At 70.0% G+C, this 13,208-nt stretch carries 11 protein-coding genes; 2 read left to right on the top strand and 9 right to left on the bottom strand.

The features are described 5' to 3' along the window. The first annotated feature begins 44 nt into the window (after positions 1 to 44). Positions 45 to 1,715 (top strand): amidohydrolase, encoded by a 1,671-nt coding sequence (locus KHC27_RS07830; RefSeq protein ID WP_213337182.1) that lies wholly within the window; start codon positions 45 to 47, stop codon positions 1,713 to 1,715. Here the strand turns inward: KHC27_RS07830 and KHC27_RS07825 are convergent. Next, a complete protein-coding gene (locus KHC27_RS07825) occupies positions 1,694 to 3,154 on the bottom strand; it encodes an amidase (RefSeq protein WP_213337180.1) in 1,461 nt (486 codons plus the stop codon). The genes KHC27_RS07830 and KHC27_RS07825 overlap by 22 nt on opposite strands. 299 nt (positions 3,155 to 3,453) lie before the next feature. Here KHC27_RS07825 and KHC27_RS07820 point away from each other — a divergent pair, with 299 nt between their 5' ends. Continuing rightward, complete coding sequence (locus KHC27_RS07820; protein WP_213337178.1) at positions 3,454 to 4,692, top strand: CaiB/BaiF CoA transferase family protein; 1,239 nt, start codon at positions 3,454 to 3,456, stop codon at positions 4,690 to 4,692. 74 nt (positions 4,693 to 4,766) lie between these two features. On the opposite strand, the gene KHC27_RS07815 is transcribed toward KHC27_RS07820, so the two are convergent. The 8 genes from KHC27_RS07815 to KHC27_RS07780 form a co-directional block, all read right to left on the bottom strand. Then, on the bottom strand, positions 4,767 to 5,519 hold the full coding sequence (locus KHC27_RS07815; protein WP_213337175.1) for a DUF1028 domain-containing protein: 753 nt from the start codon (positions 5,517 to 5,519) through the stop codon (positions 4,767 to 4,769). 7 nt (positions 5,520 to 5,526) lie between these two features. Continuing rightward, positions 5,527 to 6,267, bottom strand: coding sequence for an ABC transporter ATP-binding protein (locus KHC27_RS07810; RefSeq protein ID WP_213337172.1), 741 nt, complete (start codon positions 6,265 to 6,267; stop codon positions 5,527 to 5,529). Continuing rightward, positions 6,264 to 8,087 (bottom strand): branched-chain amino acid ABC transporter ATP-binding protein/permease, encoded by a 1,824-nt coding sequence (locus KHC27_RS07805; RefSeq protein WP_213337170.1) that lies wholly within the window; start codon positions 8,085 to 8,087, stop codon positions 6,264 to 6,266. Before KHC27_RS07805 ends, KHC27_RS07810 begins: the two co-directional genes overlap by 4 nt. Continuing rightward, positions 8,080 to 8,916: a branched-chain amino acid ABC transporter permease gene (locus KHC27_RS07800; protein WP_213337167.1), complete on the bottom strand. Its 837-nt coding sequence runs from the start codon at positions 8,914 to 8,916 to the stop codon at positions 8,080 to 8,082. The genes KHC27_RS07805 and KHC27_RS07800 overlap by 8 nt, the downstream gene beginning before the upstream one ends. Before the next feature lie 136 nt (positions 8,917 to 9,052). Next, the gene (locus KHC27_RS07795) at positions 9,053 to 10,243 is read right to left on the bottom strand and encodes a substrate-binding protein (protein WP_246519733.1); all 1,191 of its coding nucleotides are present in this window, start codon (positions 10,241 to 10,243) and stop codon (positions 9,053 to 9,055) included. A 49-nt stretch (positions 10,244 to 10,292) separates the two neighbouring features. After that, positions 10,293 to 11,123: a nitrilase family protein gene (locus KHC27_RS07790; RefSeq protein WP_246519752.1), complete on the bottom strand. Its 831-nt coding sequence runs from the start codon at positions 11,121 to 11,123 to the stop codon at positions 10,293 to 10,295. A gap of 276 nt (positions 11,124 to 11,399) precedes the next feature. Then, positions 11,400 to 12,020, bottom strand: coding sequence for an ANTAR domain-containing response regulator (locus KHC27_RS07785; RefSeq protein WP_213337161.1), 621 nt, complete (start codon positions 12,018 to 12,020; stop codon positions 11,400 to 11,402). A 6-nt stretch (positions 12,021 to 12,026) separates the two neighbouring features. Continuing rightward, a complete protein-coding gene (locus tag KHC27_RS07780) occupies positions 12,027 to 13,193 on the bottom strand; it encodes a transporter substrate-binding domain-containing protein (RefSeq protein WP_213337158.1) in 1,167 nt (388 codons plus the stop codon). Between the last annotated feature and the right edge of the window lie 15 nt (positions 13,194 to 13,208).

Genomic DNA, 13,208 nt, shown 5'->3' with positions numbered 1-13,208 from the left:
GGGTTATTCCCATACGCGAAGAAGTTTCGCGAGGGGAATAAACCATGCCGCAGGCTGACCTGATCATCGAGAATGCACGCCTCCTCACAATGGACCCGGCCTATCCCCGGGCAGAGGCCATCGCATTGGCGGGCCAGCAGATTTTCGCTGTTGGCAGCCGCGCGGAGGTTGCGGCGGCGGTAGGTCCAGGGGTTCGGCGGCTGGATGCCGGCGGCGCCTCGGTGCTGCCGGGTTTCATCGACAGCCATATCCACCTCTTCACCGGCGGCGCCCAGCTCGCCAGTCTGTCGGTGGCGGGCCTGAGCGGGTTCGACGCGATCGCTGCCGCCATCCGGCAGCGTGACGCGGAGCAGCCCGGCGAGGGCCTTCTTCTGGTGGAGCAGGCGGCTTACGCCATGTTCGGCGCGGGCGAGCCGATCGACCGGCACCTGCTGGACCGCATCCTGCCGGGCCGGCCGCTGGCCCTGTTCGCCAGCGATCACCACACCATGTGGGCCAATACCCCCGCCCTTGCCGCCGCGGGCGTGCTCAACGGCCTTGCCACCGCGCCGGGCAGCGAGGTGGTGATGGCGCCGGACGGGCTTGCCTCCGGCGAACTCGTCGAGTTCGAGGCCTTCGCGCCGCTCACTGCCCTGACCCCGACCGGCGGCCGCGAGATGCTCGGCCTGCTGGGCCGCGAGCCCGCCGCCGCGCCGACGGCCGCCCAGCGCGCGGTCGACCGGGCGATCCTCCGGCAGGGCCTCGCCTATTGCGCTTCGCTGGGCATCACCGGCTTCCACAACATGGACGGCAACCTTTACCAGCTCGAGCTGCTGGGAGAGATCGAGGCGGCGGGCGAACTCACCGTGCGGGGGCGCGTGCCGTTCCGGCTGCTGCCCGGCATGGGCGCTGCGGCGCTGGATGAGGCCGTCGAGCGTCGGCGGCGCTGGCATTCCGATCTTCTCACCGCCGACTTCGTGAAGATCTTCATGGATGGGGTGATCGAGTCCTATACCGCCCACATGCTGGACGATTATTGCGGCCGCCCCGGCCTGCGCGGCTCCTCCTTCTTCGAGCCCGCGGAATTCGATGCGATCTGCGTCGCCGCCGACCGGCTCGGCTTCCAGATCGCCGTGCACGCCATCGGCGACGCCGCCGTGCGCCGCACGCTCGACGGCTATGAGGCCGCGCGCCGTGCCAATGGCCCGCGCGACAGTCGCCACCGGATCGAGCACATCGAGATTCTCGCCCCGGCAGAGCTGCCCCGCTTCGCGGAGCTTGGGGTGCTGGCCTCGATGCAGCCGACCCATGCCCCCGGCGGGGCCTACCCTATCGAGCCCATCCTCAGCATGATCGGGCGCGAGCGCATGAAGCTTGGCTATGCCTGGCAGACTCTGCGCGAGACCGGCGCCCGCCTCGTCTTCGCCAGCGACTGGCCGGTCGCCCCGCTCGACCCGCTGCTCGGCATCCGTACCGCGGTGATGCGCGGGCCGATCCACGACGGCGCGCCACAGGAGCGACAGAGCCTCGACGACGCCATAGCCGGCTTCACCCGCGATGGCGCCTATGCCGCCTTTGCCGAGGATCGGCAGGGCGTGCTGAAGCCCGGGGCGCTGGCGGATGTCGTCATCCTCTCGGGCGACATCGAGGCCGCCCGGCCGGAGGACATCGACACGATGAAGGTGGCCGCCACGATCTGCGGCGGCCGCCTCACCTACGAGCGCGGCGCGGCATAGCCCAGGGGCGGCCGGCGGTCGAACCAGGGCTGCGCTTCCTCGATGCGGGCGCACAGGCCGAGCAGCATCTCGTCGCGCCCGAAGGCGGCGGCCAGATGCACGCCGACCGGCAGCCCCTCCGCTGTCCAGTGCAGCGGCAGCGAAGCTGCGGGCTGGCCGGAGGCGTTGAAGGCGGCGGTGAAGGGGGAATAGGCGAAGACCCCGCGCGGCCCCATGCGGTAGTCCACATAATCCTCGCTCGCATGGTTGAAGCGGCCGAGCGGGGCGGGCGGCTCCGCCAGCGTTGCCGTCAGCAGGATGTCGTGGCCTTCGAAGAAGGCTGCCATCTGGCGCCCATAGGCGTGAACGGCGTTGATGGCTTCCAGATAGTCCGACCCGCTCACCGTGCGGGCATAGGCTATGGCGCCGCGTGCAATGCCCTCGATCTCGTCGGGCTTGAGCGGTTCGCCGCGCCGCCGCACCGTGCCCTCGATGGAAAGCCGGCTGCCGCAGGCGACGATCTTGGTCCACGCGGCCATCATGCCGGCGGTGTCGGCGGCGGGCAGGGCCTCCTCCACATGATGGCCGAGGTCTTCCAGCAGCCGGGCGGTCTGTTCGACCGCGGCGCGGCAGTCGGGATGGATCGGGGCGCCGGTCAGCGTGGTCGTGGCCACGGCGACGCGCAGCCGCCGGTCGCGCCGCGCCAGCGCGGCGCTGAACCCGGCTTCCAGCGGCGGCGCGACATAGGGTGCCCCAAGATCGGCCCCATGGGTGGCGTCGAGCAGTACGGCGGTATCGCGGACCGAACGGGTGAGGAAGCCGTCGATCGCCATGCCGGCCCAGCCTTCACCCACATAGGGGCCGTCCGGCAGACGCGCGCGGGTGGCCTTGAAGCCGAACAGGCCGCAGCTCGAAGCGGGAATGCGCACCGAGCCGCCGCCATCCGAGCCATGGGCCGCCGGGACGATGCCGGCCGCCACCGCCGCGCCCGCGCCACCGGAGGAGCCGCCGGGGGTGTGCGCGGGATTCCACGGGTTTCGGGTGGGGCCGCCATAGACCGCGGCCTCGGTGGTCGGGCCGATGCCGCCCTCGGGCGAGGTGGTGCGGCCGAAGGTGACAAGGCCGGCCGCCTTCAGCCGCGCGTAGATGGCGGAATCCCGGGCGTAGCGGGTGTTGGCGAACAGCCGCGAGCCATTGTTGGAGGGAAAGTCGATCGCTTCCGCGCCGAGGTCCTTCAGCAGGAACGGCACCCCCGCCAGCGGCCCGTCCGGCAGGCCGTCGGCGATGAGGCGGCGGGCGACGCCTTCCTGCAGCATGGTGACGGCGTTGAGGCGGGGATTGAGCTGCTCCACGCGCCGCAGCGCTTCGTCGAGCAGCTCGTCCGGCAGCACCTCGCCCCGCCGCACCAGATCCGCCAGCCCGACCGCGTCGCTGGCGTCGTAGAGATCGCTGATATCCATGATGTCTGACCATCCCGCTGCCGCCCCACTTCGCGGTTCGCGCCCGGCCGGGCACGAACCGGCCGTACCCGCGCCGGCCTCGATTCCGGCGCGGTGGCGGATGGGCGATGATTCCTCGACACGGCTTTTGTCCGCGATCCGCCGGGCGCGGGCAAGCCGGCCGGCGCGGCGGGAGCGTGCCACCTTCGTCGCGGCGGAGGGGCAATGCCGCGTCCCGCTGCGGCGTCGACCCGTCCGCCGGTTTGTGGTCTAAGCCGCTCCGGCCGGCGGTACATCCGGCCGCGCGCGATGGGGCCACCATGACCGACACGCCGATCCACCGACCCGACGCCCAGGCGCTGAGCGGCCTGCGCGTGCTCGACCTCTCCCGCGTGCTGGCCGGGCCGTGGGCGACGCAGATGCTCGGCGATCTCGGCGCCGATATCATCAAGGTGGAGAAGCCGGGCGCCGGCGACGACACCCGCGGCTGGGGGCCGCCCTGGCTAACCGATGGCGAGGGGCTGGAGACCCGCGAGAGCGCCTATTTTCTCGCCGCCAACCGCAACAAGCGCTCGGTCACCATCGACATGGCCCGCCCGGAGGGGCAGGCGCTGATCCGCCGGCTGGCAGCGGCCAGCGATGTGCTGGTGGAGAACTTCAAGGTGGGCGGGCTCGCCCGCTACGGCCTCGATCCTGCGAGCCTGGCGGCCGAGAACCCGCGCCTGATCTATTGCTCCATCACCGGCTTCGGCCAGAATGGGCCGGAGGCCGGCCGCGCCGGCTATGACTTCATGATCCAGGGCATGTCCGGTCTCATGTCGGTGACCGGCAGCCCGCAGGACGAACCGCAGAAGATCGGCGTCGCGCTGGTCGACGTGATGACGGGCCTCCACGCTGCCGTCGCCGTGCTCGCGGCGCTGGAGCAGCGCCACCGCACCGGGCGCGGACAGCATATCGACCTCGCGCTGTTCGATGTCGCGATGTCCAGCCTCGCCAACCAGGCGCTGAACTACCTCGTCGGCGGCACCGCGCCGGGCCGCCTCGGCAATGCCCACCCCAACATCGTGCCCTATCAGGCGTTCGCGACGGCCGATGGCCACCTCATCCTCGCCATCGGCAATGACGGCCAGTTCGCCCGCTTCTGCCGTCTTGCCGACCTGCCCGATCTCGCCGCCGACCCGCGGGTGCAGACCAATGCGGGACGGGTGGCGCACCGCGCGGAGGTGGTGGCGGCCGTCGGTGCCGCGCTGAAACGGCAGACCAGCGCGGTCTGGCTCGCCATGCTGGACGCTGCCGGCATTCCGGCCGGGCCCATCAACAGCATCGCACAGGCCTTTGCCGAGCCGCAGGCGCTCGCCCGCGGCCACGCGTTGGCGCTGCCGCACGCCACGGGTGGCAGCGCGCCGGGCGTCCGCAGCCCGCTGCGGCTCGCCGACTCGCCGGACGTCGCGCCGCTCGCCCCGCCGATGCTGGGCCAGCATACCGATGTCGTGCTGGAAGCCGTTCTCGGCCTGTCGGCAGAGGAGCGCGGCGCGCTGCGCCGCGCCGGGGTCATCTAGGCAGGAGCGGCGGGGCCGTCCGATGCCGTCGCCGCCATCCGGCGGGCGTCGGTGACCCCGTCCGAAAGGTCGGCTCAGGCGCGGCCGGAGCCGCCGCCGCCGGGACGGTCCGGCGGGGATTTCAGCAGCATTGAGGTGACCGTCTCAGGCGCCGGCCCGGCCGGCATGCCCCGCTTCGGCATGCCGTCGATGAAGGGCAGGAGCTGGTGGCGGGCGATGGCGAGCACACGACGCAGCTCGCGGACCGGCTCGGCATGTTCGTCGACGCGCAGGTCGAGATAGGCGTAGTCCTCCTCCCCCTGCACGCGCAGCGCGGCGGATTGCTTGCCGCGCCTGTCGCCGCCGGCCTCGTCGCCGGCCTCCAGCGCCCGCATCAGCCTTTCCTCCAGCGGCTCCCCGGCGCCGGCGCGGAAGGTTGCGGCCATCGCGTCGATCGTCTCCGGCCCGGTGAGCATGTTGCCCTGTGCGGCGAAACCGTCGCCGATCTCCTGGCCGCACCAGGGCGTGCAGTCCGCGCCGGTCCAGGCGGCGGCGCGGCCCTCGATGTCGACGACGCCGATCTGGCGCAGCTCGCGTGCCGGGTCGTCCCCCAGCGCCGCCGCCAGCGCCTCGGGTGCCGGCGCGCCGGCGGCGATCGCCTCCAGCACGGCAATGGCGAGGTAGGGATTGACCCAGGACTGGGTGGACACCGCGCCGGCGCCCGGCCGCGTCGCCGGGCAGATCGAGCCGACCGCCGGCACCGCGGTCGCGACCGCCACGCCGACCCGCCCGGTCTCCGGGCAGCGGGCGACGATGGAGAAGGTGTTGAGTTCCAGAGACTTGTGCATGCGGACCTCACACGCTGAGATGTCGGAGGATGCGGGCGTGTGCGTCCGGCTCCGTGGTCGCCCCGGCATCGGCGAACTCGCCGCGGTCCAGCACCGCCCAGCGGTCCGCGACCGCCAGTGCGAAGGGCAGGTGCTGTTCCACCAGCAGCATCGTCGTGCCGTGGCGGGCGCGGGCGTCACGAATGACGCCGGCCAGCCGGTCGATCACCGAGGGCTGAAGCCCCTCGGTGATCTCGTCGACCAGCAGCAGCCGCGCGCCGGTGGCCAGCGCACGGGCCATCAGCAGCATCTTCTGCTCACCGCCGGAGAGGGTGCCGGCCCGCTGCCGCAGGCGCTTCAGCAGAAAGGGAAAGGCGGTCTCGACCTCAGCCAGAGCGGCGGCGAAGTCGGGCGCGCGCACCGCCAGCCGGAGGTTTTCCTCCACCGTGAGGTCCTGGAACAGCGCCTTCTCCTGCGCGACATAGCCTATGCCGAGCCGGGCGATGCGGTGCGGCGGCAGGCGGGTGGCGTCCGTACCCTCGAACCGGACGACACCGCCCATCTTCGGCAGGAAACCCATCACCGCCTTCAGCAGCGTGCTCTTGCCCATGCCGTTCTTGCCGAGCACGGCACGAATCTCGCCGGGCTGGAGGGCGAGGCTGACCTCGCGCACCACGACGGCGCCAGCGTAGCCGCTGGAGAGATTCTCGACCGCCAGGGCGGGCGTATCGTTGGCGCTGGCAGGCGGGTTTGTCGCGGGCGCGGTCATGGCGTCACCTCCTCGCGGCCGGCGGCCTGGTGCTGGATGCCCGCATGGCCCGAGCCGGCATAGACCTGCTTCACCAGTTCCGAATTCACCACCTCCTCCACCGAGCCGTCGAGCACGATGCGGCCCTGGTGCAGGACGATGACGCGCGAGGAAATCTCGCGCACGAAGTCGAGATCATGCTCCACCAGCAGCACGCACAGGCCCTGCCGGCGGGCAAGGTCGATGAGGATGGCGCCGATCTGCATCCGCTCGGTCTTGGTAAGGCCGGCGGTGGGCTCGTCGAGCAGCAGCACGCGCGGCTCCAGCGCCAGCACCATGGCGAGTTCCAGTGCCTGCTTCATGCCGTGCGACAGCAGATGAGCGGGGGTGCCGAGCTGACGGTCGAGGCCGGTGGTGGCGATGACGTGCATCGCCGATTCCGGAAGGTGCAGCTCGCCCGCCCTTCGCCACAGCGAGGGTCGCGCATGGCGGACCCGCGCGATCTGCAGGCACTGGGCGACGGTGAGCGTCTCGAACACGTTCGCCATCTGGAACTTGCGGCCGACACCGAGCGCGACGCAGGCCTCCGGCGGGCGCCGGCCGATGTCGTGGCCATTGACGACGATGCGGCCGGACGAGCGTTCGGCACCGTCGGCGATGCAGCGCATCAGCGTGGTCTTGCCGGCGCCGTTGGGGCCGACCAGGCTGACGAGCTCGCCGGCCCGGGCGGCGAAGTCGATGCCATCCAGCACGGTGAGGCTGCCGAAACGCCGCGCCACGCCCTCCACCGCAAGCGCCGGTCCGTCGCCGGGCGCCTCGCCCTGGGTGAGGGCGGGGTCGAGCGTCGAAAGGCGGACGCTGGCCACGGGCCGGGCCGGCCGCTTCAGGAATGAGCGGAACAGCCGGCGCGGCACGTCGGCCACCACGGGCAGAAGGCCGCGCGGGAAGGCGACGATGACCAGAACGAACACCACGCCGATGATGAGCTGCCAGACGAAGGGATAATCGCCGGAGAGCTGGGCGCTTTCATAGTCGACGATCAGCGTGCCGATCACCGGCCCCAGCAGCGTGCCGCGGCCGCCGAGCGCGGTCCAGATCACCAGCTCGGTGCCGAACACGAAGCCGGCCAGTTCCGGCGCCACCACCATCGCATAGCCGGCATAGAGATAGCCCGCCACCGCGCCGATGACGGCGCAGGCGAGATAGACCGTGATCTTCAGCCGCGAGGTGTCGAGGCCGAGATATTTGCAGCGCTGCTCGTTCTCCCGCACCGCCACCAGCAGCCGGCCGGCGTCGCTCTGCACGAACAGCACGGCCAGCGTCGTGACGCACACCAGGAAGCCGCCGGCCAGCCAGAACCAGCCCTCCATCGAGATGTCGAAGGAGGTGAAGCCGGACAGGCCGCTGGAGGAGCCGGTGAATTCGCCGCCGGTGTAGAGCAGCTGCGTCGCGACGATCGGCAGCACCAGCGTGATCACCGAGGCATAGAGCGCCGAGGCGCCATGCCAGAAGGCGAGCCAGCCCACGATGGCCGCCGTCAGCAGCGCCCCTCCCACCCCAAGCCCCAGCGCCAGCGCGGCATTGCCGGGGGTGAAGTCCATATGGGTGAAGACGAGGCCGGCGGCATAGGCGCCGGCGGCGAAGAACACCGACTGGCCGAAGGTGAGGATGCCGAGATAACCCCACAGCAGGTCGACGGTCAGTGCGACCGCCGCATAGAGCAGCGAGCGCGTCAGCACGTTCACCGAATAGGTGTCGAGCAGATAGGGGCCCGCGCCAATGACGGCGGCGGCGAGCAGGAAGCCGATGAAAAGCATGGAGAGGCGGCGGGATTCAGTCACGGGCAAACCCCTGCGGCCGGATGCGGAGGAGAACCGCCGCCAGCACGGCGATGGTCAGCCCGCCGAGAACCGGGCTGAGATAGGTGCTCACCAGCACCTGGGCGCCGCCGAGCACCAGGCAGGACAGCGCGAGGCTGAACAGCGAGGCGCCGGACACCAGCACCAGCATGAAGGCGTTCACCAGCCACGGCACCCCCATATTGGGATCGACGCTGGAGAGCGGGGTGATGAGAGCGCCGGCCACCGCGGCGAGCGCGGAGCCGAGCGTGAAGGTGAGGAAGCGCACCAGGCCCGAATTGATCCCCAGGCCGCGGGCGAGGTCCTCGTTCATGATGACCGCGCGGGTTTCGAGGCCGAGCCGGGTGCCCTGCAGCAGCGCCGTGAGCCCCAGCCCGAGCACCACGGCGATCGGCACCAGAGCGAGCCGCCAGGCGGAATAGCTCTCGCCCAAGAGGTCCAGCGTGCCTTCAAGCGGGGAACGGGTGAACTGCACGCCGCGGCCGAAGCCGATGGTGATGAGCTGGCCGAGAATGATGCTCAAACCCCAGGTGGCGAGAATGGCATCGAGCGGGCGGCCATAGAGCGGCCGCACCGCGAATCGCTCGATCGCCATGCCCGCAACGCCGCCGAACAGCGCCGCGGCGGGAATGGCGAGCCAGGGATTGAGGCCCATCTGGGTGGTGACCAGCGCGGCGTAGCCGCCCAGCGTCATCAGCCCGCCATGGGCGAAGTTGATGATCTTCATCACTCCGAACACGAGCAGAAGCCCGGTCGCGACCGCGTAGAGGATCGCGGCGGTGGTGACGATGTCGAGCCCTTGGGCGATCATCGGCCGTCCTTTTTCGAGGCGCGGCGCGCGGGCGCCGGGCCGTCCGGAAGGGGAGGCGGGCGCCCGGCGACGCCCGTTTTCGTCAGCGGGTGGTCGGGCCGGCAGCGTGACGCCGCCGACCGTCGGCCTTACCGGCTCACTTCAGCTTCGGGCACTGCTCGCCGGGATCGACGTTCTTGAAGGACGAGATGGTCTTCACGCTGCCATCGGCCTGAACCTGGCCGAGATACATGGTGAGCGGAGCGTGGCGCTGCTTGTTCATGATGATGGTGCCGCGCGGGCCTTCCACGCTCACCTCGGCAAGGGCGGGAATGACCTTGTCGGCGGCGGTTGTGCCGGCCTTCTCGACGGCCGCCTTGTAGGCATAGACCGCTTCGTATTCGGGCACGGAGAGGTCGTTGGGGGTCTTCAGGTCGGCACCGAACTTCTTCTCCATCGCCGCAAGGAAAGCCTTGTTGGCGGGGCTGTCGATGTTGGTGAAGTAGGAGCCGGCGATGTAGATGCCCTCGGCGTCGCCGCCCATGCTCTTGGCGGTGCCCTCGTCGACGGCAAGGTTGCCGTAGAGCGCCTTGATGCCGGCCGCGCGCAGCTGCTTGGTCAGGGTCACGTTCGGCGCGCCGCCGGCGGTGGAGGTGATGATCGCGTCAGGATTGGCCGCCTTCACCTTGGAGAGAATGGCGGTCCAGTCCGTGGCGTCCATCGGTGCGTATTCGTCGCCGACCACCTTGCCGCCGGTCTTCTCGATGTAGCTCTTGGTGAAGGACAGCATGCCGCGGCCGAAGGCGTAGTCCGAGCCGATCAGGAAATAGGTCTTGGCGCCCTTGCCGTTGAAGAAGTCGACGATGGGGGCGACCTGCTGGTCCGGCACCCAGGCGTTGACATACATATAGGGGCTGCAGGAGCGGCCTTCGTAGAAGGAGGTGTAGATGTAAGGCACCTTGCCGCGGTTGACGATCGGCAGGCCCGCATTGCGCGCCGCGGAGGTTTCCATCGAGATCAGCACGTCGACCTTCTTCTGGAAGATGAGGGAGTCGAACGCCTTCTGGGCGCCGGCCGCGCCGGAGGCGTCGTCCGCCACTTCCAGCTTAACCGGCCGGCCGAGGATGCCGCCCTTGGCGTTGATCTCCTCGACCGCCAGTTCGGCGGCCTGCACCACGGAGGGGGCGACGACGCTGTTGGCGCCGGACAGGCCGACCGGGATGCCGATGGTGATGGCGTCGGCGGCCAGAGCCGGCAGGCCGAGCACGGCGAGACCGGCGGTAAGGGCGCCGGCGGCGAGGAGGCCGCGGCGGGAAAGCGGTCGGCGGAACGGCGCGATGCGGGGCATGGGGTACTCCTCTGGGGAAGCTGTCGTATTCTGGGAGGGGAAGGGGCGGTCAGTACCAGCCGCGTGGAATCTCGGAGCCGAGCATCTCGGCATAGAGGTCGGTGCGGCGGTCGCGCAGCACCTGGTTGAAGTCGTTCCAGTTGCGGGCGCGGCGGCCGGCGCCGAGATCGACCTCGGCGCTGACGATCTCTTCGCCCGCCCGGCTCGCGGGCCCGGCGACCGGCCAGCCGGTGTAGCCGATGATGACGCTCTGGCCTTCGAAGGGCTGTCCCCGCTCGGTGCCGATGCGGTCGGCGCAGGCGATGTAGAGCGAGTTGGAATGGGCGGCGGCCATGGCGAGGATGTTGGCCATCGCCTCGCGGCCTTCCGCCTGGCCGGGTATCGGCACCCAGTTGGTCGGCACGCAGACGATGTCGGCGCCCTGCAGGGCCTGGAGCCGGTATACCTCGGGGAACCAGCCGTCGTAGCAGATGGCGACGCCGATCCGTCCGATGGAGGTCTGGAACACCGGGAAGCCGTTGTTGCCGGGCTCGAAGAACAGGTTTTCCGCCGCCCACAGGTGGGTCTTGCGGTAGGTGCCGATATGGCCGTGGGGGCCGATGACCACGGCGCTGTTGAACAGCGCGTCACCCTCCCGCTCGGTGATGCCGGCGACGATGTGCAGGTTGCGCGCCGCCGCGATGTCCATCCAGGCCCGGCTGGTGGGCCCGTCGGGAATGGTCTCGGCAAGTGCGAAGGCCTCGGCACGGGTTTCGAACACGTAGCCGGTGTTGGCGAGCTCGGGCAGCACGATCAGGCTCGCGCCGTCGTCGGCGGCGCGGCCGATCAGCTCCAGCGAATGAGCGACATTGGCCGCGGTGTCGCCGAAGCGCGGCTCCATCTGGATGCAGGCGACGCGCACGCGGCTCGAACCGGGGGTCGGGCTGGTCATCAAGGCACACCTCTGCCATCGCCGCGGCGCGCCGCGGCGTGAAAACAAAAAGCCCCCGACGACGTCTCTCGACGTCAGACGAGGGCTGCACAGCCTGGATTTTTCACGGCAACGCTGCCGCAGGCGCTACGAAGCGCTGGCCGTGAGTGAAGGACAGGAGCCCGGCGGTGTCAAGCGCCGATGCCGGTGAAAACGGCATTTGAGCAATTGCCCAAAATTAAGGCTTCAGCTTCCGCCCCCGCCGGGCCCGTCTCGGTCGAGGTCCACCAGCATGGCATGGGCATTGATGATGGAGGTGGCGATCGCCGCCATCGCCACCCGCTTGGCGGTCGCCTGCCGACGGATGAACTGGTAGGCCTCGTCCTCCGACAGATTGCGTAGTCCCATCAGCAGGCGTGTGGCCTTCTCGATCTCGCGGCGGGTGCGCAGTGTGTCCTCCAGCTTGGCGATCTTCGCCAGCAGCCGGCTCTCATAACCGCGCATCGACAGCGCCAGCACGAGGTTGGAGAGGACGCCCGAGGCGCGGATGGGGCGGATCAGCACGCCATGGGCGTTCGAATCCAGCAGCGCGCGCAGCACGGTGGGGTTCTCGTAGTCGACGATGGCGATGTGCGCGACCTGCACGTCGCTCACCCGCCAGGGCATCGCGGTGCGGGTGTCGCCGTCGAGCAGGAAGAACACGGCATCCAGCGGCGCGGGCAGTTCGCGCGGCGGCGGCCACACCATCTGCACCTGACAGCCGATGCGCTGGAGCTGGCGCATCAGGTCCTCGCCATCCTGGTCGCGCGGATGGACCACGGCGACCCGGGTGTTGCGCAGGTTCTGGATGAGGGCGGCAGCGCTCATCGCGGCTCAATCCGACCAGGCGTGATCATAGACATGGTCGACGAGATAGGGGTCGGGCTTCAGCGGCGCCCGGGCCTCCCACACGATGTCGAAGTCACCATGCTCGTTCACCATGCCGATCCGGGGGCGCAGGAAGGTGTGGTTGTTGTCGGGGTCGATGCGGATGCGGCCCTGCGGCGCGTCGAACTCCGTGCCCAGCGCGGCCTCGACGAGGCGTTGGGTGTCGAGCGAGCCGGCGCGGGCCAGCGCGTCGGCGAAGAGGTGGATCTGGAAATAGGCCGCCTCGGCGTACATCGTCACTGGCGCATCCCGCCCGAACCTCGCCCGGTAGGCCGCCACGAAACGGTGGTTCTGCGGTGTGTCCACCGTGGAGAAATAGGGCGCCGAGGTGATGTGGCCGACGCACAGCTCCGGCCCGATGGCGCGGATTTCGCCCTCCGCCATGGTGAGGCTGGCGATGGGCATGGTGCGGGGATCGAGGCCGGCCTCGCGGAAGGCCCGGTAGAAAAGCTGCGCGCCCTGGCCGACCACGGTGGAGAACACCACGGCGGGCGCCTTGCGGCGGATATCGGCCACCACACGGTTGATCTGGTCGGGGTGGGGCACCACCGGGACATAGGTCTCGGCGACGACCTCGCCGCCCTCGCGGGCCACGACATCGCGCATGATGCGGTTGGACTCGCGGGGATAGATGTAGTCGGAGCCGACGAGGTAGAAGCTCTTGCCATAGGTGGTGAAGAGATGCCGGGCGAGCTGGATGCCGTTCTGGTTCGGCGCCGCGCCGGTGTAGATCACGTTGGGTGAGTATTCGAAGCCCTCATAGAGCGACGAGTACCACAGCAGCGCGTTGCGGCGCTCGACCGTGGCGAGGATCGCCTTTCGGCAGGAAGAGGTGCAGCAGCCGAAGATGGTGCTGATATTGTCCTCGGTCAGCAATTGCTCGGCATAGCGGCGGTACAGCTCCGGGCTGGACTCAGGGTCGTAGCAGACCGGCTCGATCGGCTGCCCCAGCACGCCGCCGGCGAGATTGATCTCCTCCACGGCGAGGGCGGTGCCGCGGAAATGCTCGCTTTCCGGCACCTGCATGTACCCCTTGCGGGAGAACAGCACGCCGATGCGCCAGGCGTCGCCGGTGCGCGCACGCGATGCGGATGGGAGGACGCGGTCCGTCACGGTCGGGGTCTTTCA

The sequence above is a fragment of the Ancylobacter lacus genome (assembly GCF_018390635.1).
GTDB classification, from domain to species: domain Bacteria; phylum Pseudomonadota; class Alphaproteobacteria; order Rhizobiales; family Xanthobacteraceae; genus Ancylobacter; species Ancylobacter lacus.
This window is presented reverse-complemented; position numbering and strand designations above follow the sequence as displayed.